Here is a 19,636-nt window from a genome sequence, read left to right as displayed (position 1 = left end):
AAGGACAATACTCGTAAAATAACCGAATATATTGTCCTTCATAACTCCGATGAAGGACAATCGTTACTCAACAATTATTATTTTTCCAACAAGGTTCTGGTATCTAAAAATTCAAGCCCATGTGCTTCTGCGACCGCTTGATATGTCACGAAACCGCCAAGCGTGTTAATTCCTTTTAACAATGCTTCATTCCCGAGACAAGCTTGTTTATAGCCTTTATTGGCAATTTCCACTGCATAAGGGACCGTTACATTTGTTAAGGCAAGCGTGGAAGTTCTCGGTACAGCACCTGGCATGTTGGCAACAGCATAGTGGACAACATCATGCTTCACATAGGTCGGATTGTCGTGCGTGGTAATCCGGTCAGTGGTTTCAAAAATCCCCCCCTGATCGATGGCAATATCTACAACGACACTACCTGGTTTCATCGATTGAATCATTGCTTCAGTTACAAGCTTTGGTGCTTTTGCCCCTGGAATTAGAACAGCGCCTATCACCAAATCTGAATCCTTCACAGCTTCCGCAATATTATACGGATTAGACATAAGCGTCGTCACATCTGCTCCAAATATATCATCTAATTGGCGAAGTCGATCCGGATTTAAATCAATAATCGTCACTTTTGCTCCTAAACCAATTGCCATCTTAGCCGCATTCGTTCCAGCTACGCCGCCGCCGATTATGGAAACTTTTCCTCGTTGGACGCCTGGGACACCAGAAAGTAGAATTCCCATTCCTCCATGGACCTTCTCAAGGAATTGTGCACCAATTTGAGGCGCCATTCTTCCAGCCACCTCACTCATCGGCGTTAACAATGGTAAGCTTCGATTCGGTAACTGAACGGTTTCATAGGCAATCCCAATTACCTTCTTGTCAATTAATGCTTTCGTTAATTCTGGTTCTGGTGCCAGATGTAAGTATGTAAATAATATTAAGCCATCGCGGAAGTATTGATATTCGCTAGGAAGCGGCTCTTTAACCTTCATGACCATTTCCTTTGACCATGCTTCTTCAGCTTTATCTACCAGTTTCGCACCCGCTGATTCATAATCCTCATTTAAAAAACCTGAGCCAAGACCTGCTCCCTTTTCAATAAACACCTCATGACCAAATTTCACTAAGTTGACCACTCCAGCTGGTGTCATGGCTACGCGGTTTTCATTATTTTTGATTTCTTTAGGTACCCCGATCCGCATGTGCTTACCTCCAATAAATTTATCTCTAGTAAAATTATCCAAGACAATTTTATTATAACCTTTTTTCAAAGTAAGATGTAACCTTGTAATCATTAACTGATAAACATAAGATGTCGACAAAGTTATAATATAAAAGCTTTGCCGAGAATGGCAAAGCTTTTGTTTTATTTTTTCATTAATAATAAGGATAGTATGGGTATGGGTATGGGTAAGGTGGATAGTAAGGATATCCGTAACCATATCCATATCCTGGAGTTAATAAGGCACCTGCAGCTAACCCAGTTAAGAATGGGAATCCAAATCCAAAACCAAATGGTCTGCCAAATCCAAATCCAAATGGTCTGCCAAATCCGCCAAAACCAAATCCTGGACGGCCAAAACCACCAAATCCAAAGCCCGGACGGCCGAAACCTCCATGGAAACCACCAAATCCTCCGTGGCCGAATCCACCATGAATTCTTTCATCTGCAGGATCCACCATCGTATAGTTCACATCAATGTTACTAGGCATTCCATACATTTCTGTAGTCATGTTTCTCCTCCTCATTTTAATTAATTGACACACTAAAGAATATGCATATGTAAAAGCAAACTCTTGGGTATTTGCCCTTTATTTCAAAAATACCAAGACATTTGTACAAAAAAAACTGTCCTATTATTAGGACAGTCCAACAGTATCAACACACTTAACTCTCAGTACCAGCAAAATCTTCACTATCTGCAATGGCTGTACCTTCGCCAATAAATCCACTATTATATGAATTCATAATTTGCTGGCTTACTTCATTAGTACCTTGCTCATCAAACTCAAATAAAAACTGTTTATTCTGGTCACGTTTTACCATCATCCGATCTCCTTTCCTTTCTAGGTTACCTCTTTATTGTTCGAAAAGTTGCAACAGTTATCCCTTGTTAAATAATGTATAATTCAAGTAAGGAGATGATTAATCATGGGACTTAAATATAGAAATATTTTAGTCGCGATTGATGGTTCAAAAGAAGCCGATTGGGCTTTTAAAAAAGGGATTGAAATTGCCAAGAGAAATGATGCTGACCTTTTATTAGTCCATGTTATCGACACTAGAACATTTGCATTAATTGAAGCTTATGACACGGTTATTGGAGATCGGGCAGAAAAGCTGGCAAAAGATATGCTAAAACATTACCAAATACAAGCGGAGGATGCAGGTTTAACAAACGTGCATTATGAAATTGATTATGGATCTCCCAAAATACGAATTCCTAGAGATTTAGCTAAAAAACACAAGATAGATTTGATTATCTGCGGTGCAACTGGATTAAATGTTGTGGAAAGGTTTTTTATCGGAAGTGTTTCTGAACATATCACTCGTTACGCACATTGTGACGTTCTCATTGTTCGCACTGAAAAAGATATAGCATAATACTGAGGTAAAAAGCACGCAGCATTGCTTCGTGCTTTTTTCACATAGGTTTTTAGTGAATGGGTGATAGATGTATAGTAGAATAAATAGTAGTCAAACGGATTGGAGGCAATCAAAATGAAAGAATATTTTTCTTTTGATCATCGTCTTGGTATTCCACTGCCCGAATTAATGTTGGAATGGGACCAATACAACAAGGAAATACAGCAGGAGATTCTCTTTTACTGGGAACAAGTTCGCGGCTCGATCCCTGACCGGATTAGCGACCTTGAAACCGAAATTAATCAGAAACAAGCACTTCTCTCAAATGAAAGTAATTTCCCTCGCTCTTGTCAACTGAACTCCGAAATTGCTGAACTAGCATCGATTATTAATGATTTATGGCTATGGTACCGAGCGAACGAAGTTCTTTCAACAAAAGCTCATCAATAAATTACTCCCTTTTCATTGAAAAAGGGAGTTTTCCTAATTATGATAGGTCTTTTTGAATCTCTTTCACCACATGCCCGATCTCAGGCAATATTAATTTATTCATAGCCAGTTTCACAGCACCAGTCGAACCCGGGGTGGAGAATATGGCTTTATTTTTAACAACACCCGCAATTGCCCTTGAGAGAATTGCAGCGGAACCAATATCTTCTTGGTAACTCAACATCCGGAATAACTCTCCAAAACCGACAATCTCTTTTTCAAGTAGATCTTGAATCGTTTCAATTGTTACATCCCGCTTGGCAATCCCCGTTCCGCCGTTTGTTAAAATGACATCAATTTCTTTGCTTGCACATCCTTTAACAATTTCTTGTTCAATTGGCACGGCTTCGTCTTTTACAATGACGTAATCGACAATCTTGTGACCTGCTTGTTCGAGCAAGTCGATCATCAGTTTTCCGCTTTTGTCTGTTTCCTTATTTCTTGTATCACTAACAGTTATTATTTTACAATTAACGGTCTTCGGTGCAGCTTTTTTATGTTCTTGACTACTCATCCAATAAACTCCTCTTTTTCTCGTAGGTAACGCAGCTGATAATATTTATGCGCTAAATCGGTTACTTTTCTTGTTAACTGATAATTGGACCCTGCGCCAATGGCCATACTGACCAGCGGGATACCTTGAATCCTTTTATGTCTGAATAACGTTATGATCAGCGCTTTCATAAGTTGTTGCACCGGTTGTTCAAGCCATGATATATCTGTAATTTCTTCATTTCCTTCATAAAAATAATAGTCTTCGTGACTTTCTAATTCTTCCATCAAAGCGAACCAGCCTCCGCTTTGCAGCCTTGGCGGTAATGTTGCCGTATGAAAGACCTTTAGGGAGGTCATCATTTCAAATGGTGTGTTCACTTCAACTCCGTAGGTCATCGCGATCAGTTGCACGACCCTTAAATTAATGACTGCTATTGCTGGTATATCTGTGCTAAGCAGCAGAGGACCGCCAGTCCCTGCTAATCCGCCTTGCGCAAAGGAATAAAGACGATGTCGTGCGATTTGCTGTTCTGCAATATATTGTAATTGCTCAATGCTTAATTTTTTTAAGTCTTCAATGTTTGCTATGTCCTTTTGAAAAATTCGCCCCGAAGAAAGAATTCTCTCCTTAGCATCCATTTGAAGCTGAGAGCCTTGAATCATACTATGTAAATAAAACAGCCAGCTGTCGATAACCGAAAAGAATTGTCGTTGAACCTTTTCAGGCAATAATGAGAATGATTGTTGCAAAAATTTTTCATAGGTAATCTGGAAATCATTCGGCTCCCATTCACGCAAACTGCTTTCCCAATTCCGTATTTCATTCAAGACCATTTCTTCGCGGTCTGTTAATGGCATGTTTACTTCCCCCTCACAGCAAGGCTTTCTATTTCCAGTATATCACAAAGAAATACTTGGATAAAAAGGCAAAAGGCAAAAGCCATACAATAGCTTTTGCCCTTTCTGATATTTATGATTAATGAATGTCAGCAAGACGTACAACATCGCGGGCAATCATTACTTCTTCATTTGTTGGGATGATTAAAACTTTAACTGGTGAGTGTGGGTAGCTAATAAAGGCTTCTTCGCCTCTAACCTTGTTTAGAGCTGGGTCCCAATAAACACCCATAAATTCAAGACCTCTTAATACATTTTCCCTAATGGTGTCACTATTTTCACCAATCCCGGCTGTGAAAATAATCGCGTCAACACCATTCATTCGTGAAGCATAAGAACCGATGTATTTATGGATACGGTTCGCAAATACATCCAAGGCAAGCTTCGCACGCTCATTGCCCTTTTTTGCTTCAATTTCAATATCACGTAAATCACTTGAGAAACCGGACATAGCCAGCATACCGCTCTTTTTATTTAGCACATCTAGTACTTCATCTGCTGTTTTATTGGTTTTTTCCATGATATATGGAATCAGTGCCGGGTCAATATTACCTGAACGAGTACCCATTGTTACCCCAGCAAGTGGTGTAAAGCCCATGGACGTATCAATAGACATCCCGCCTTCAATTGCCGCAATACTTGCACCATTTCCTAAATGACAAGAAATGAGACGTAATTGTTCAACAGGTCGACCTAAAAGCTCAGCTGCACGCTGTGAAACATATTTATGAGAGGTTCCATGGAAGCCATATTTACGAATACCATATTTTTCGTAATACTCCATTGGTAAGCTGTATAGGTAAGAGCTTTCTGGCATTGTTTGGTGGAAAGCTGTATCAAATACTGCAACTGCCGGAACATTAGGAAGAACGCTCATGAAAGCTTTGATTCCAGTTATATTGGCTGGGTTATGCAATGGTGCCAGTTCCGATAGCTCATCAATTTTTTTTATCACATCGTCTGTAATAAGCACCGAGTCAGTAAACATTTCTCCACCATGAACCACGCGGTGACCCATGCCGACAATCTCATTTAAAGATTTGATAATACCTAACGTTGTTAATTTATCTAAAAGCATTTTAACGGCGACTTCATGATCAGGAATATCGATAATTTCTTGAACTTTTTCACCGTTAACCGTTATATTAAAAATTGAATCATTTAAACCAATTCTTTCTATTAATCCTTTTGTGATTACTTCTTCACTTGGCATTTCAAACAATTGAAACTTTAAGGAAGAACTCCCCGCATTAATGGCAATAATTTTTGACATATGGTTACCGCTCCTTTTATATAACAACACTGGTTTGGCATTATTTTGTTTAGTACAACATTATTTTGCTCAAACCACTCTTGATTATTTCCATCCTTAATTGAATCATTGTGTATATTATATTTCAAGGCAAATTTCCGGTGGCAACGTTTACATTACAAATATAAATCTATTCTGATATTTCTTTTTTTAGGCCCTGTTAAAGTTGCCTGTTGATTGGAACGAAAGAAGCTTCGCTTTCCGAGGGCGGTCCGGCGAGCCTCCTCGGCGCTCAAGTGCCTGCGTGGTCTCCCCTTGTCCTTACTCCCGTAGGAGTCTCGCGCCTTCCGCTCCAATCAACATTGTAAATTATTCAATAATAAGCTTTAACATAGACTTTTAAAATTTTACAAAAAAAATAAACCAAGAGGTTAATCTCGGTTTATCCTTTGTTTTCTTGAAACCATTTATCCATCTTTGAGAGAATTCTATCCATCTCCACAGCGCTTGAAAGATTAGGCAGTTCTACAAGCAACGCCTGCTTTGGCAGCTCTACTCCCTCTCCCTTTTTTTGCAGGATAAGGATACTTTTCGCGGACTGTTTATTTTTAAACATACTAATTGGTAATTGCAACAATCCTTGTACAATCACATGTTCTTTAAAAAACTCATTTAAAAGTGATGCCTGTTCACTTTCAAATAGTCCATTCGGAATCAAGAAGAATAAATACCCGCTAGGCACTGTGTGGCGAACGCTTTGTTCCATGAATAAATGATGGGAATAAGTATGCCCTTCATTTGCCCTTACTTGATAATCTGCAGCTCTTTCATCATTTGGATAAAAACCAACAGGCAAATCTGCGATAACCGCATCTACAGGATCAATAAACATTGGCTCAAGGCTGTCTTGATTGAAGAGTTGAATAGGGTGTGCTTGTAAATTGGCATTAATATAAGCCAGCTTAATGAGAAGGTCATCAATCTCCACGCCGATCGAATCAACTTTTCTTTGGAGGTGATTTAAGACAGTTGTTAACAAGTTCCCAGTCCCTACTGCTGGGTCAAGCAAACGGAATGTTGACTGTTTCATAAATCTTTCTACTAGATAGCCCACTAGCATCCCGACAGAATCAGGTGTCATTTGATGGTTTGGCTGAACACTATCATTCATCCCTTTTAAGATGGCCAATTGATAGGCTTTTCGAATTTCTTCATTTGAAAACTTCTCTAAATCAATCTGTCCATATTGTTTCTTCATTCTTTTTTCTGTTAGTTCGCTGACCTCATCTTGAAGGATAGAGCCATGAAATAAATTCTCTCCCGTTTCAGCGAGTGCCTCTAAATATGTACAGTTTAGTTCTTCCTGTAAAAGAAGTGCTGTTTCATTAAATAACGTAAAAAGTTGTTCTACTGGAGAAACTTTCATCTTATCCCCTCCCTCGTTAATTTCCTTATCCATTTTAATCGAGTAGCGACATTTTATACAAGTTTTAAGCAAAGAAGAAAAGCCCTGCTTTTGCAGGGCTCCATTTAATCAATCTATTATTTTGCCGCTTTTGCTGCTTCAAGTGCTGCTTCGTAGTTAGGGTGGGTTGTTGCTTCACTCACATATTCAACATATGTTACAGTGTCGTTAGAATCAACAACAAATACGGCACGAGCCAACAACCTTAATTCCTGGATAGCAACCCCATATGCTTCACCGAAAGAAAGGTCACGATGATCTGATAATGTTTGCACGTTTTCAATTCCACTAGCAGCACACCAGCGTTTTTGTGCAAATGGTAAGTCCACACTCACTGTTAAAATTTTCACATTTCCTAAGCTGTTTGCTTCTTCATTAAAACGTCGTGTTTCTGCATCACAAACACCAGTATCCAAAGAAGGTACAGAAGTAATTAAACGTACTTGACCTTTGGTACTTTCTAATGTAACTTCTGACAAATCATTTGCCAGCACTGTAAAGTTTGGCGCTTTGTCCCCTACCTTTACTTCACTGCCTAAAAGCGTAATTGGATTCCCTTTAAATGTTACATTTGCCATTTTACATCCTCCTTTGTTGTATCCAAGTCCAAGCGGCTAACTTCAGAACGGCTTGACTTCAAATATGTACAGTGTAAATATATCTTTTCACCACCAATTTTGCAATTATTTAGATTTCAACCAAAAGTGGAAGCACCCGTTTCATGAAAAAAGTTAACCTTCCTAATATTTTGGAAGATTAACCTTTCCTACTATAATTCAAGTTCTTCTTTTGGTTTTTGCCCGTTTTTAGATCCTTGCGAACTATTTTGCTGATTGCCTTGATCCTTCTTAGAGAACATTTGCTGAATTTTATCAATTGCCTGTGGAGCTAATTCTAATATTTTTTCATACAAATGAGTACTTTCATCTAAATGCAACATTTTAACTCCATGTGAGTTAACAATTAAAAAAGCAATTGGGGTAATTGAAACACCGCCACCGCTCCCGCCTCCAAATGGGTGGGATGAACCCTTACTCTGGCCTTGGCCCTGACCTTGGCTCTGGCCCTGTCCCTGACCTTGTCCTTGTCCTTGTCCTTGATTTTGAGACCCCTCAATCTTAAATTCACTACCGCCCGCAGCAAATCCAAAACCTACTTTCGAGACAGTCAAAATAACACTGCCATCAGGGGTTTCAACAGGGTCACCAATAATCGTATTTACATCAATCATTTCTTTAAGGCTTTCCATTGCAGTTGTCATCAAACCTTGAATTGGGTGGTCAGACATGGCTGTTTCCTCCTTTTTCAAACGGATTTTGTTTTATCATTTGCAAAATTTGTTTTCTTTTTAAAGTGCGGAAGTCCGCCCTTCCAGAATTTAAACAGTTTTAATCCTGCTAGAATAGCATGCCCGATACGAAACTGAATAATACATGTTAGTCTTGTTTGCATAACCGCTGCTTGAAAGTGTGGAGTAACCGTGATTTTCGGCATTACGAAAAGCTTTAAATAATGGCTGACAAGCCCAATTAAGCTCCCTTTTAAAGCCCAGATTGCCCCCGTAATCATACCAGTGTGTGCTGCATCTCCTACACCAATTAGCGTGTCCCATTCAAGACTTTTAATTGAGACTTTTCGAAGAAATTTCCTTACTATCCGATGTAAGCCAAAAACATGATTCAGTAATTTTTTTGCATTTGAAAAATTATTCTCTACATCCTCTGTGGTGATTTGATTGACATCTTCAGTTGAGGACTTCTCTGTAGATTCACCCATTTGTTTATTACTTTTAATAACTACACTGGGCGAATTTTCATCTACTTTTATTAATGGGACATTAATTTTGTACTTGATCAATCCGAACCAAATCTTGAATACAATCTTTAAGTCATCATTGTCATTGTGATGATAGTAATTAATAAGAATGGTTAATTTCGTAAATAGAATGAGAATAAATAAGAGCAATAGAATAGACAAAACCAAGAGTACCCAAAACAATTCAATCACAACCCCTCAGCGGGTAGTATTTGCTTTTCCAAAAAAAATTAAACCTACCAACAATGTTGATAGGTTTAATTTCACCGTTCTATATGTATGACGGTGGTATCTGTGAAGAGATCATGAAGACCTTGCTTTTTTGGAAGGAATGCCACAATGATATATCCAACTAATATTGTTGCAGATATATACCGGCCGATCCATTCTCGAAAAAGAATCGAGCCCCAGCTAAGTTGATCCCTTTTTAAATCGACTACTTTCAATCCAAACACCATTTTCCCCAGCGTTTGATTAAAATATTTTGTCATTAGAACGAAATACAAATAAAAGATAACCGCCGATGCGATTGAGAGCGGTGCAAACATGGATGATCCTGATAAAGGAATATCTACGATTCGAAAGACCGGTTTTATCAAAAGCCTGACAATGCTTCCCAACACAACTAAATCAAGGAGATACGCCCAAAAACGCATCCAGAACCCTGCATATCGTACGGAATGATTCTCTGTTTTGTCGTTTGAATTTTCTTGATACTCATTCGTTTCCATTAATACTCCCCCTATTCTGCATACAAGTACATGAGCCGCGGAGAATTAGGTTTTGAAAGGACCTTCAATAAACCAGCCATTTCAATATCCTCACCCATTAATTTCTTTGCCTGCATTGTAAATAAGGATCCTAACCCAAGAGAATCTGTATAACGTACAACCTGAGCCCCTTTCAGTTTCTCTTGGTTTTTCATTTGTTTCACCACATCGTCTAAATAACCAAAGCCGTCAATTAGATGCAATTCCTTAGCTTGGCGGCCGTCATACACACGGCCATCCGCAATTCTTTTCACTTGAGCGATTGGAAGGTTTCGCCCCTCTGAAATCACTTTAACAAATCCTTCATAGGAATTATTTATCATTGACTGCAATATTTGCCGTTCCTCTTTCGTCATTTTTCTAGTTGGACTCATAATGTCTTTATGCTCGCCGCTTTTAATGGTAACAAAATCTACACCATATTTATCGGCAAGTCCTTTATAATTAATTCCTTCCATAATCACACCGAGGCTGCCAGTCATAGTCTCCGGACTGGCATAAATCTTTTTAGCAGCCGTTGAAATATAATACCCTCCTGAAGCAGCCATGGAGCCCATTGAAATATAGACTGGCTTTTTACTTACTTTTTGAATCTCAACTAGTTTATCGTGAATTTCTGCACTTTCAACCACTCCCCCACCAGGTGAGTTGACTTTAATAATAATGCCTTTGACCGAATCATCCTCTTTAATATGGTTTAACTTTTTCATAAAGTCCTGATGATTGTAGCCTGAGCTTTGCAGGATAGAACCTGTTTCCCCCGTATCCTGGATGACACCGTTCACATCAAGAATGACAATTTTCTTTAATTCGTTTCCTTCATCGACAACCTCTTCAGTAAATGGTTCTTCAGCTGAAGACATGAAATCGGTAAAATTTGTTTCCAATCCTTTAAATGCAAACGAAGATAAAAAATTAATGATCACAGAGAAAAAAAATAACGCTGCTGCAATCCCGAGCGCGGCCCACCGTTTTCCATTCATATATTCGAAATTCCCCCTTTTGTTTTTGTCAAAACTTTATGCCCTGCTTTCATATTGTTTCAATAAAATGCTAAACTAATTTCAGACTAACATGATTTTACCTAAGAATATTTGCGAGCTGAGGAATTATTTTACAATTAGCTCATTATTTTATAGGGGGTACATAAAATGGGGAATAGGCGCAATATCTACTTTTATCACAAACGAGATTCGGAAATGCTATTAAAAGTGGCTCCGCTTGTTGACGTAGCAGAACGATATGGATTTACGATTGTCACTGATTACCGAAATGCGAATATCATTGCAAGTGTTGGCGATGACGGAACGTTTCTCCAAGCAGTTCGGAAAACAGGCTTCCGGGATGACTGTCTTTACATGGGAATTTCAACGAAGGATAGCTTGAGTATGTATTGTGATTTTCGAATTAATGATATTTCAAAAATGATTGATGCAATGGTAACGAATGAAAATTTAAAAGTCCGCCGTTATCCGTTAATTGAAGTAGAAGTCGATGGCCAAGGTACATTTCCTTGTATTAATGAATTCAGTATTCGATCTGGAATCATTAAGACATTAGTAGTAGATGTCTTTATTGACCAACTCCACCTAGAGACCTTCCGTGGTGATGGACTAATAGTGGCGACCCCAACAGGAAGTACAGCTTATAATAAATCGGTGGGTGGTTCGGTTGTTGACCCACTTCTGCCTTGCATGCAGGTGAGTGAAGTAGCTTCAGTAAATACAAAGAATTACCGGACACTAGGTTCTTCCTTTATTGTTGGCAGTGAACGGACACTAACCCTTAAGGTTATATCTGAAGGCAATGACCATCCGACGATGGGTATGGATAATGAAGCCTTAAGCATCCGTCACGTTGAGAAAATCACGATAAAAATTAGTAATAAAAAGTTAAAAACACTAAAACTAAAAGACAACTCATTTTGGGAAAAAGTGAAAAGGACTTTCCTATAAAACTAAAAAAACCTTATCCTATGCCATGGGATAAGGTTTTTTTCTTATATGTTCGTGCTTTTTTCCCTCCGCATATTAAACCATTGTCCGGATAATAGCTTTGTTTTTGACAGGGAATAAATTGTTAACGCTGACCAAATGAACATAAATGATAGAAGTTGTATTTTTGAAAAATGTTCATGATAGACAAATACCCCTAATAGTAAGGTTAATGTAGGTGCTATATATTGCAGGAACCCTAATAAAGATAAAGGAATTTTTTGTGCTCCTTTTGCAAAATAAAGGAGCGGGACTGCCGTTACTGCCCCTGCACCGATTAGCAGGAAATCTGTAGGTACACCGGCTGTTAAAAAAGAATTGGAGCCATTAATAAATAAGTAGCCGATATAGATGGCCGCAACAGGTGCAACTACAAGTGTTTCTAAAGTTAATCCCACAGCAGAATCTACATTTATCAGCTTTTTAGCTAAACCATATAGCCCAAAGGATAGGGCCAAAGTTAAGGCAATCCACGGAAACCGCCCATGGGATATGGAAATAATCAACACTCCAATCGCGGCTAAGATGAATGAGACGTATTGATAAACTGTTAATTTTTCCTTTAAGACGATCATACCTAATAAGATACTAATTAAGGGATTGATATAATATCCTAGGCTTGCTTCAATCATATGACCACTATTAACCGCCCAAATATATATGAACCAATTTATGCTTATTAGAAGTGAGGCAATTGTCAGTGCGTACATTTGTTTTTTATTCTTAGCAAACCCTTTTATGGTTTGGAGAAAAAGTCCCCACTTATTTGTTAGGAGAAGAATGATGACCATAAAAACAAACGACCATAAAACACGGCTTGCCAAAATTTCTTTTGCATTAACATGATCTAAAAACTTCCAGTAAATGGGCAATAATCCCCACAAGAAATATGAAAAGCCGGCATGAATGACTCCTTTTTGTGTTTCTGTCTTTTTCATATGTTTTGAGCCCCTATTCTTTCAAGTTTCGAAATAATTACTATTATAACGCGAAACTTCGTAAATGGGGGAAATTTATGCTTCCAATTGGAAAACGAGTATTTACATAAATGGATACGGTTGATTTTCCCATAAATTGTCTAATTGCACAAAACTACTTTAGTTTTGCACAAAGCAAAAATAAGCAGGCGATTTATCGCCTGCTTACTCTCCAAATGACATTATACTTGTTTAGTTTCCTCGAGTTCCTTTTTCCGAAGTTCGATTCTGCGGATTTTCCCTGAGGTCGTCTTAGGAAGTTCAGAAATATACTCTATTTTCCTTGGATACTTATATGGTGCTGTAAGTGTTTTAACATGCTCCTGCAATTTTTTGGTTAATTCAGGGTCTGTGGAATCAACATCGTCTTTCAAGACAACAAATGCTTTGACTATAAAACCGCGGATCTCATCGGGACTTGCTACAACAGCACATTCCTTAACAAATGGATGTTTAACAAGTGCATCCTCCACTTCAAATGGTCCGATCGTATAGCCAGAACTAATAATAATATCATCGCCGCGGCCTTCAAACCAGAAGTAACCTTCTTCGTCCATTTTTGCCTTATCACCCGTAATATAATAATTACCTCGGAATTGCATCGCTGTTCTTTCCGGGTCTTTATAATAGTTCTTAAATAAAGCTGGAGTTTCTACATGAACAGCGATATCACCGACTTCACCGACTGCACAAACCTGGCCTTCTTCGTTTATGATTTCCACCCTGTTCCCTGGCGTCGGCTTGCCCATCGAGCCGGATTTTAATTCCATTCCTTTAGTAACACCAACTAGCAAGGTATTTTCTGTTTGTCCATATCCGTCACGGACATCGATATTAAAATATTTTCTAAACGTATCAATAACTTCACGATTTAAAGGTTCGCCTGCGGAGACAGCACTATGAAGATTAGGTACCTGATACTCTTCTAAATTATCTACCTTCGCCATTAGTCGATATTCTGTCGGTGTACAGCAAAGGACATTAACATCATATTTTTGGAGGAGACTTAAATATTTTTTCGGATCAAATTTTCCGTTGTAAACTAGTCCAGTTCCACCAGAGCCAAGAACTGATAGGAAGGGACTCCATATCCATTTTTGCCAGCCTGGACCGGCAGTTGCCCAAACCGTGTCACCATCCTCAATACAAAGCCATTTAGGTGCAGCCGTTTTTAAATGTGCATAAGCCCAGCCATGTGTATGGACCACCCCTTTTGGATTCCCTGTTGTTCCAGACGTATAGGACAAAAAGGCCATATCATCTCTAAGCGTATCTGCTGATTCGAATACTTCTGAGGCAGCAGCCATCTCAGTATCCAATTGAATCCAGCCTTCTTCAGATCCCCCAATCGAAAATTTTACAAACGGCTGAGATTGACTGATATTCTCAAATTGATCCACATATGGATAATAACTAATGACACCTTTTACATCACCGTGTGTGATTCGGTATTGCAAGTCTTTTTCCTTTAACATTTCCGAACTTGGAATGACAACCAAGCCCGCTTTTAATCCGGCTAAATAAACGATATATGCTTCAATGAGACGCGGCACGATGACAAGCACAACATCGCCCTTATTTAACCCATTGGTAACGAATACATTTGCGGCTTGATTTACTTTTTTCATTAATTGCTCGTATGTAACTTGCTTGGTCTCCCCAGCTTCATTCTCCCACTTCAATGCTATCCTGGTTGGTTCTTTTGCAAACTGTTCTACTTCAGAAACAAGATTATACTTTTCTGGTGCAATTAAATCTTCCCGCTTCATGCCTTCTCCCCCTTAATACTTCTCATAAACATCTCACAAAATAATTATACAAAATAATGAAAAGATTTAAAATTATTATTCAACTAAAAATATTTTTCACTATCTTGAGCATAAAAAAGAGAGCGGGGGAAACCCCACGCTCTCTGTAGCCATCGTATTTACTTTTTATTAACGGGAGAATCCGCCGCCTAATTGTTGCTCAGCCATTGCTACTAAACGTTTTGTGATTTCACCACCAACAGAACCGTTAGCGCGTGAAGTAGTGTCAGCTCCAAGATTTACACCAAATTCAGTAGCAATTTCATATTTCATTTGGTCAAGAGCTTGTTGTACACCAGGAACTACTAATTGATTAGAGTTGTTATTTGCCATGTGATATCACCTCCTTGTGAGTATAGAATGTGTAAAACTTAAAATCTTCATTCTATATTACAATTGGTAATTGTTCACAAAATGTTCGAATTTTTCCTTCTTAAAATAATTCACTAAATTCTGAGTGCTGTTTGTTATCTGCTTTGATCACAATTGTTTCTGTCTCCAGCACGGCTTCATGGATCAGTGGTTCAAAATCAAAGAAGCTTTCATAATGCTGAACCTTTTCCCTTTTTGGTTTCGTTTTTGGAGATGCAGGAACAAAGATTGTACAGCAATCCTCAAAAGGCCTGTTTGAAATTTCAAGTGTATCAATTTCCTGCGCAATTTTTATAATATCCGTTTTGTCCATTGTAATCAATGGCCGCAAAATAGGTGTATTGGATACATCATTGATTGCAAACATACTTTCGAGTGTCTGACTCGCAACCTGACCGAGGCTTTCACCTGTAATAATCGCAAGACCATCATGTTTTTTGCGGATTTCATCCGTAATCCTCAGCATCATTCTTCGTGTGGAGGTCATAGAGTAATTTTCAGGAACTTGTTCGCGAATCGTTTGCTGTATATCTGTAAATGGGACAATGTGCAAGGTCATTGAACCATATATTTCCGCCAGTTTTTTTGTCAGATCAATAACCTTTTCTTTCGATCTTTCACTTGTAAATGGCGGACTGAAGAAATGGACAGCTTCGACTTCTACTCCCCGTTTCATTGCCATATAGCCTGCAACAGGACTGTCAATCCCTCCTGAAAGCATGAGCATGGCTTTGCCGCTTGATCCAACCGGAAGTCCGCCAGCCCCTTGAATGGTTTCACATGAAAGATAAATGGCTTCCTTTCTTACTTCAATCCTTAAATTAATATCTGGATTTCTCACATCCACTTTAATTCCTGGGATATTCTGCAGTAAATAGCCGCCAATCGTATGATTGATTCCATCGGTATCCAGTTCAAACGTTTTATCCGATCTTTTAGGGGTAACTTTGAAGGTCTGCCCTTCCTTATAAAGGGAGCGGACTAATTCAAGCGAGATCTGTTTTAGTACCTCTATACTTCTTACCACCTTTATTGCAGGGCTAAACGACTGTATTCCAAAAATATTCATTAACTTATCCATAACTTCTGTGGCGTCTTCACCGTTTAATAACACATACATTCGGTCACGGCTGGACTCCATTTTAACGTTAGGAAAAGAAGCAAGCGCAATACTTACACTTTTCCTTAATTTATTGACAAATTTATTACGATTTCTGCCTTTGGTTGAGATTTCACCGTAGCGTATTAGGATTCGTTCATATTTCATCTATTTCATTACCTTTCTTAGTTGGTTTGCAGAGTCTTTAAAAGCCTCTAACGCCGTAATTGCCTCTTCCATCCGATTCTGAAATGAAAGGCTGATCCTGATGGCACTTTCAGCTAGTGATTCTGGAACTCCCATTTCAAGTAGCGTCTTACTCGGTGATTTCTTTTTTGAGGAACAAGCACTTGTAGTCGAAACAAAGATACCTTTTTGCTCAAGTGAATGAATGAACACTTCGGATTTAATCCCAGTTAATGAAAAATTTAAAATATGCGGTGCCGCATTTTTTTGGGGAGTATGAATTTGAACACCTTCAATTTCTATTAATCCTTTCCTGAGCACGCTCTGGATTTCTTTCATTCTGTCTAACCCTTCATCAGCTTTTATTAAGGTCATCCTCCATGCTTTTGCCATCGCAACAACACCAGCCACATTTTCAGTACCGCTTCTTAGTTTCCGTTCCTGATTCCCACCTGAAAATAAGGGTGCAAGTCTCGCCCCTTCACGGATAAAGATAGCCCCTGTACCTTTTAAGCCATGAAATTTATGGGCGGAAATTGAGCAAAAATCTATTCTATTTTCATACAAAGATACGGGGATTTTACCAATACTCTGGACTGCATCGACATGGAATAAAATTGTAGGATATCGTTTTAATAGGTCACCAATTTCTTTAATAGGCTGAACTGTCCCCACTTCATTATTCACATGCATGATCGAAACTAAAATGGTCTCTTTTTTTATCGCTTTTTCCAGATCAGCGACACGAATTCTACCATATTCATCAACAGGCAGGTATGTTACCTCAAAGCCCTCTTGTTCAAGTTGTTCCATTGCAGATCTTACTGATGGATGCTCAACACTCGATGTAATCAAGTGACGGCCTCTATTTTTATGCAATAAAGCAGAACCTTTTATCGCTAAATTATTTCCTTCTGTACCCCCTGAGGTAAAATAAATCTCGGAAGGCTTCACTTTTAGGAACTTGCTCACTTGTTCCCGAGCCTGTGATAACAGCTTTTCTGCTTGCGCCCCCATACTATGCAGAGAGGACGGGTTTCCATAATATTCACTAGACACCGTTACGAAAGAATCCAACACTTCTTTAAACGGTTTTGTCGTTGCACTATTATCAAAATAAATCATTTTTTACTCCTCCGAACTTCCGACCCATTCCACTTACAAAAATAAATCTTATCATAAAGATAATAAAAGGAAAAACAAAAAACCGATTCAGCTCGCAAATGCACTGATCGGTTTTTTGTTATGGCTATTTTCGCATAGATTATTGTTTTTCGTATAAGTTCATCAACCCATATAACTAGATGCTTCGTAGCTTCATTTCGTAAGAATATTTGTGAAAATTGCCTAGAAACTTAGTAAATGACTCTTATTAAGCTCCAAAAGCAACAAAGTTTAAGAAAAGAGCTCTTGTTATTTATTCGGCTGCAAATGAAGCTTTTATTTTTTTCAAAGCATCAGGATCAATCACGTCTAGTGTTGCAGCCGCTTGTTCCAGAGCCTCTTGATAATCATAGTGTCTAAATGCATCTTCTGCATCCCTTAAACCTTTAGCCACTGACGGGTATTGAGTTTTGTAACGATTCCCATATTGAATGGCCTTTTCGGCCAGCATAACATTTTCTAATAAATCTACTGTTGAATTAGTAAGTTTTTCCACTGTTAACACAGCAATTTCTAAATACTGATTTAGGGCAGAAATGTTAAGTGGCTTTTCTTCAAGTTGGTATCTCACATTTTGAATACTCTCATTGGTATCCTCAAACAAGTACTTATAATCTTCTGGTAAGCCAGGGACGTTGCTTTTCGTAACAAGCCGAACTGTCTCTCCGACCTTTTTGGTAAGTTCTTTAACTTTTTCTCTTGCTTCAAGTTCATCTTTACGAAGGGCTTGAAGTTTTAAAGAAAAATCTTCCTGACCCTCACGGATAATATCGATTTGTTCTTTAATTTGTGCCAACTCTTCACTAATGGCGGATTGTGCCATTTCGTTCAGTTTTATTTTTTCCATTAGAATTTCATAATGTTTATACACAGTGGAAAGTTCCTTTTCCAATTGTCGCTGTGTTTCAAAGTCACCTTCAGATAATTGGTAGCTTTCTTGAACATGAAGTACTTCACTTGAGAGATGACTATTTTCCTCATAAGCTGAAGCGAGCAGTTCAGTAGTAATTGTTTCGTTTTTCAAAACATAATGCTTGGCATGAACTTCTTTTTCCAATAAATCGAAGAGGATATCAATTCTATCCTTTACTTCCCTTATTCCTTCCACTGCTTCGTCAATCTTTGCTGATTCAATCAGTACTAAATTCTCAGACAGCTTTTCTTCTAATCGTTTTAGTTCTTGTTCCACATTAATATGTTCTAAATAATATTCTTGACCAGACATTTCACGATACCCATCAAGGATATCGGAAAGCTGATTTGGAAGAAGCGATTGACATTCAATTAATAGCTGTGGGATTAAGTCCATATCTTTCTTAATGGTTCCAAGCTGACTGTGAATCATCAACACTACTTCACGAGCTTCAAGATAATTACCTTGTTCAGTTTTTTCATCAAACTCCTGATATTTTTGCGATACAGCATTAAGTTGTTCCTCTAACGACTTTTCTGAATTTCCAAAACTGTGCCGATGGGCTAGTAACATTTTTTTTGATTCTCGATACTGCTCTTTTAATTCTTCAATTTCGACTCGGTTCTTTTCCTCGCTGCCAACCAATTCATGTAATTCTTCTAAAATACTTTTTATTTGATCTTCTGTATCTTGTAACTTCCCAGCAATCGCCAACTGGACACCTTTGGCTTTATTAAAGCGGTACCGATCTATGTACTCTTCTGCATCAAAAAGCATTTCCTCTAAATCGGGAAGTTGCACCGTAACTACTTCGTCCCACTGATTTCTCCAACGTTCAAAAAGCTCTTCAGTTTGTCCTGTCATATTAAGCAGCTTAACCTTTGACATTTCATCCAGTACTGGACGATTCATTAAATCGATTTTCCAGGCTTCCAATCGATCCATTTCCTTAAAGTACTTTTTCTTTATTAAATATCCCACTACAAATAAGGCTAGTATTAGGATAAAAAATCCAATGAAATATTCCACAAGTAAGCCCCCTATTTCCAAAAACATTCTATCAAAATGCAGTTATCATACATCTATTTTAAATAAATCTCTTAATGTTCTGTTCAATGCTATTATGATACCATGTAAACGACATTTTTTGACTATTATTTTCATTTTTTTTGTAAATTAAATGAAAACCCGCCAAATGGAGCAATCGGTCGGAAACAGTTAAGCTGTTAGTTATCTAAAAAAGGAAAACAAACAATTGGTCCGAATTTCCATCACCCTCTAAACAAGGCTATGTAAAAACCTATTGTTGATTTTGGCACCCTGTTGGTCTAATTCCTGGAGCGAAGACTCCTGCGGGAG

General features: G+C 38.3%; 21 protein-coding genes. 3 read left to right on the top strand and 18 right to left on the bottom strand.

Annotation, left to right across the window (positions count from 1 at the left end; genetic code table 11):
* Positions 1–77 precede the first annotated feature (77 nt).
* The 3 genes from ald to V7137_RS04925 all read right to left on the bottom strand — a co-directional run bounded on the left by ald (position 78) and on the right by V7137_RS04925 (position 2,041).
* Positions 78–1,196, bottom strand: a complete 1,119-nt coding sequence (ald, locus tag V7137_RS04935) for an alanine dehydrogenase (protein ID WP_335697029.1) — start codon at positions 1,194–1,196, stop codon at positions 78–80.
* 175 nt (positions 1,197–1,371) lie between these two features.
* On the bottom strand, positions 1,372–1,728 hold the full coding sequence (locus V7137_RS04930; protein ID WP_335697028.1) for a hypothetical protein: 357 nt from the start codon (positions 1,726–1,728) through the stop codon (positions 1,372–1,374).
* A 154-nt stretch (positions 1,729–1,882) separates the two neighbouring features.
* A complete protein-coding gene (locus V7137_RS04925; protein ID WP_335697027.1) occupies positions 1,883–2,041 on the bottom strand; it encodes a hypothetical protein in 159 nt (52 codons plus the stop codon).
* Between the two features lie 105 nt (positions 2,042–2,146).
* On the opposite strand from V7137_RS04925, the gene V7137_RS04920 reads away from it, so the two are divergent.
* Entirely contained in the window at positions 2,147–2,599 is a 453-nt protein-coding gene (locus tag V7137_RS04920) for a universal stress protein (RefSeq protein WP_335697026.1), read from the top strand.
* A 117-nt stretch (positions 2,600–2,716) separates the two neighbouring features.
* Entirely contained in the window at positions 2,717–3,031 is a 315-nt protein-coding gene (locus V7137_RS04915; protein WP_335697024.1) for a hypothetical protein, read from the top strand.
* Positions 3,032–3,068: 37 nt separating this feature from the next.
* Here the strand turns inward: V7137_RS04915 and V7137_RS04910 are convergent, their stop codons facing one another.
* The 9 genes from V7137_RS04910 to sppA all read right to left on the bottom strand — a co-directional run bounded on the left by V7137_RS04910 (position 3,069) and on the right by sppA (position 10,747).
* Complete coding sequence (locus tag V7137_RS04910) at positions 3,069–3,584, bottom strand: MogA/MoaB family molybdenum cofactor biosynthesis protein (protein WP_335697023.1); 516 nt, start codon at positions 3,582–3,584, stop codon at positions 3,069–3,071.
* On the bottom strand, positions 3,581–4,423 hold the full coding sequence (locus V7137_RS04905; protein WP_335697021.1) for an EcsC family protein: 843 nt from the start codon (positions 4,421–4,423) through the stop codon (positions 3,581–3,583). The genes V7137_RS04910 and V7137_RS04905 overlap by 4 nt, the downstream gene beginning before the upstream one ends.
* Before the next feature lie 118 nt (positions 4,424–4,541).
* A complete protein-coding gene (locus tag V7137_RS04900; protein ID WP_335697020.1) occupies positions 4,542–5,735 on the bottom strand; it encodes an acetate kinase in 1,194 nt (397 codons plus the stop codon).
* Between the two features lie 421 nt (positions 5,736–6,156).
* Complete coding sequence (locus V7137_RS04895) at positions 6,157–7,140, bottom strand: class I SAM-dependent methyltransferase (RefSeq protein WP_335697019.1); 984 nt, start codon at positions 7,138–7,140, stop codon at positions 6,157–6,159.
* Between the two features lie 116 nt (positions 7,141–7,256).
* Positions 7,257–7,757, bottom strand: coding sequence for a thiol peroxidase (gene tpx, locus V7137_RS04890; protein ID WP_335697018.1), 501 nt, complete (start codon positions 7,755–7,757; stop codon positions 7,257–7,259).
* A 191-nt stretch (positions 7,758–7,948) separates the two neighbouring features.
* The gene (gene ytfJ, locus V7137_RS04885) at positions 7,949–8,467 is read right to left on the bottom strand and encodes a GerW family sporulation protein (protein ID WP_335697017.1); all 519 of its coding nucleotides are present in this window, start codon (positions 8,465–8,467) and stop codon (positions 7,949–7,951) included.
* A gap of 17 nt (positions 8,468–8,484) precedes the next feature.
* Positions 8,485–9,186 carry a DUF2953 domain-containing protein gene (locus V7137_RS04880; RefSeq protein WP_335697016.1) on the bottom strand — a complete coding sequence of 234 codons (702 nt, stop codon included), beginning with the start codon at positions 9,184–9,186 and terminating at the stop codon, positions 8,485–8,487.
* 71 nt (positions 9,187–9,257) lie between these two features.
* Positions 9,258–9,725, bottom strand: a complete 468-nt coding sequence (locus tag V7137_RS04875; protein ID WP_335697015.1) for an RDD family protein — start codon at positions 9,723–9,725, stop codon at positions 9,258–9,260.
* 11 nt (positions 9,726–9,736) lie between these two features.
* Complete coding sequence (gene sppA, locus V7137_RS04870) at positions 9,737–10,747, bottom strand: signal peptide peptidase SppA (protein ID WP_335697014.1); 1,011 nt, start codon at positions 10,745–10,747, stop codon at positions 9,737–9,739.
* Between the two features lie 168 nt (positions 10,748–10,915).
* Between sppA and V7137_RS04865 the strand changes: the two genes are divergently transcribed.
* On the top strand, positions 10,916–11,719 hold the full coding sequence (locus V7137_RS04865) for an NAD kinase (RefSeq protein WP_335697013.1): 804 nt from the start codon (positions 10,916–10,918) through the stop codon (positions 11,717–11,719).
* 44 nt (positions 11,720–11,763) lie between these two features.
* On the opposite strand, the gene rarD is transcribed toward V7137_RS04865, so the two are convergent.
* From rarD to ezrA, 6 genes are all read right to left on the bottom strand, one after another.
* On the bottom strand, positions 11,764–12,696 hold the full coding sequence (rarD, locus tag V7137_RS04860; protein WP_335697012.1) for an EamA family transporter RarD: 933 nt from the start codon (positions 12,694–12,696) through the stop codon (positions 11,764–11,766).
* Between the two features lie 221 nt (positions 12,697–12,917).
* The gene (gene mbcS, locus V7137_RS04855) at positions 12,918–14,504 is read right to left on the bottom strand and encodes an acyl-CoA synthetase MbcS (protein WP_335697011.1); all 1,587 of its coding nucleotides are present in this window, start codon (positions 14,502–14,504) and stop codon (positions 12,918–12,920) included.
* A gap of 168 nt (positions 14,505–14,672) precedes the next feature.
* Positions 14,673–14,876 (bottom strand): alpha/beta-type small acid-soluble spore protein, encoded by a 204-nt coding sequence (locus tag V7137_RS04850; protein ID WP_335697010.1) that lies wholly within the window; start codon positions 14,874–14,876, stop codon positions 14,673–14,675.
* A gap of 100 nt (positions 14,877–14,976) precedes the next feature.
* A complete protein-coding gene (gene thiI / locus V7137_RS04845; RefSeq protein WP_335697009.1) occupies positions 14,977–16,182 on the bottom strand; it encodes a tRNA uracil 4-sulfurtransferase ThiI in 1,206 nt (401 codons plus the stop codon).
* The gene (locus V7137_RS04840; protein ID WP_335697008.1) at positions 16,183–17,325 is read right to left on the bottom strand and encodes a cysteine desulfurase family protein; all 1,143 of its coding nucleotides are present in this window, start codon (positions 17,323–17,325) and stop codon (positions 16,183–16,185) included.
* 292 nt (positions 17,326–17,617) lie between these two features.
* Positions 17,618–19,306, bottom strand: coding sequence for a septation ring formation regulator EzrA (ezrA, locus tag V7137_RS04835; RefSeq protein ID WP_335697007.1), 1,689 nt, complete (start codon positions 19,304–19,306; stop codon positions 17,618–17,620).
* Positions 19,307–19,636 lie beyond the last annotated feature (330 nt).

The organism is Neobacillus drentensis (genome assembly GCF_036962765.1).
GTDB lineage: Bacteria > Bacillota > Bacilli > Bacillales > Cytobacillaceae > Neobacillus > Neobacillus drentensis_C.
This window is presented reverse-complemented; position numbering and strand designations above follow the sequence as displayed.

Bases quoted from the DNA above. Each gene is read 5' to 3' on its own strand.
- V7137_RS04895 (WP_335697019.1), bottom strand. From the start codon at position 7,140: ATGAAAGTTTCTCCAGTAGAACAACTTTTTACGTTATTTAATGAAACA.
- V7137_RS04925 (WP_335697027.1), bottom strand. From the start codon at position 2,041: ATGGTAAAACGTGACCAGAATAAACAGTTTTTATTTGAGTTTGATGAG.
- V7137_RS04920 (WP_335697026.1), top strand. From the start codon at position 2,147: ATGGGACTTAAATATAGAAATATTTTAGTCGCGATTGATGGTTCAAAA.
- mbcS (WP_335697011.1), bottom strand. From the start codon at position 14,504: ATGAAGCGGGAAGATTTAATTGCACCAGAAAAGTATAATCTTGTTTCT.
- V7137_RS04840 (WP_335697008.1), bottom strand. From the start codon at position 17,325: ATGATTTATTTTGATAATAGTGCAACGACAAAACCGTTTAAAGAAGTG.
- ytfJ (WP_335697017.1), bottom strand. From the start codon at position 8,467: ATGTCTGACCACCCAATTCAAGGTTTGATGACAACTGCAATGGAAAGC.
- V7137_RS04865 (WP_335697013.1), top strand. From the start codon at position 10,916: ATGGGGAATAGGCGCAATATCTACTTTTATCACAAACGAGATTCGGAA.
- V7137_RS04875 (WP_335697015.1), bottom strand. From the start codon at position 9,725: ATGGAAACGAATGAGTATCAAGAAAATTCAAACGACAAAACAGAGAAT.
- ald (WP_335697029.1), bottom strand. From the start codon at position 1,196: ATGCGGATCGGGGTACCTAAAGAAATCAAAAATAATGAAAACCGCGTA.
- rarD (WP_335697012.1), bottom strand. From the start codon at position 12,696: ATGAAAAAGACAGAAACACAAAAAGGAGTCATTCATGCCGGCTTTTCA.
- V7137_RS04905 (WP_335697021.1), bottom strand. From the start codon at position 4,423: ATGCCATTAACAGACCGCGAAGAAATGGTCTTGAATGAAATACGGAAT.
- sppA (WP_335697014.1), bottom strand. From the start codon at position 10,747: ATGAATGGAAAACGGTGGGCCGCGCTCGGGATTGCAGCAGCGTTATTT.
- thiI (WP_335697009.1), bottom strand. From the start codon at position 16,182: ATGAAATATGAACGAATCCTAATACGCTACGGTGAAATCTCAACCAAA.
- tpx (WP_335697018.1), bottom strand. From the start codon at position 7,757: ATGGCAAATGTAACATTTAAAGGGAATCCAATTACGCTTTTAGGCAGT.
- V7137_RS04910 (WP_335697023.1), bottom strand. From the start codon at position 3,584: ATGAGTAGTCAAGAACATAAAAAAGCTGCACCGAAGACCGTTAATTGT.
- V7137_RS04915 (WP_335697024.1), top strand. From the start codon at position 2,717: ATGAAAGAATATTTTTCTTTTGATCATCGTCTTGGTATTCCACTGCCC.
- V7137_RS04930 (WP_335697028.1), bottom strand. From the start codon at position 1,728: ATGACTACAGAAATGTATGGAATGCCTAGTAACATTGATGTGAACTAT.
- V7137_RS04900 (WP_335697020.1), bottom strand. From the start codon at position 5,735: ATGTCAAAAATTATTGCCATTAATGCGGGGAGTTCTTCCTTAAAGTTT.
- V7137_RS04850 (WP_335697010.1), bottom strand. From the start codon at position 14,876: ATGGCAAATAACAACTCTAATCAATTAGTAGTTCCTGGTGTACAACAA.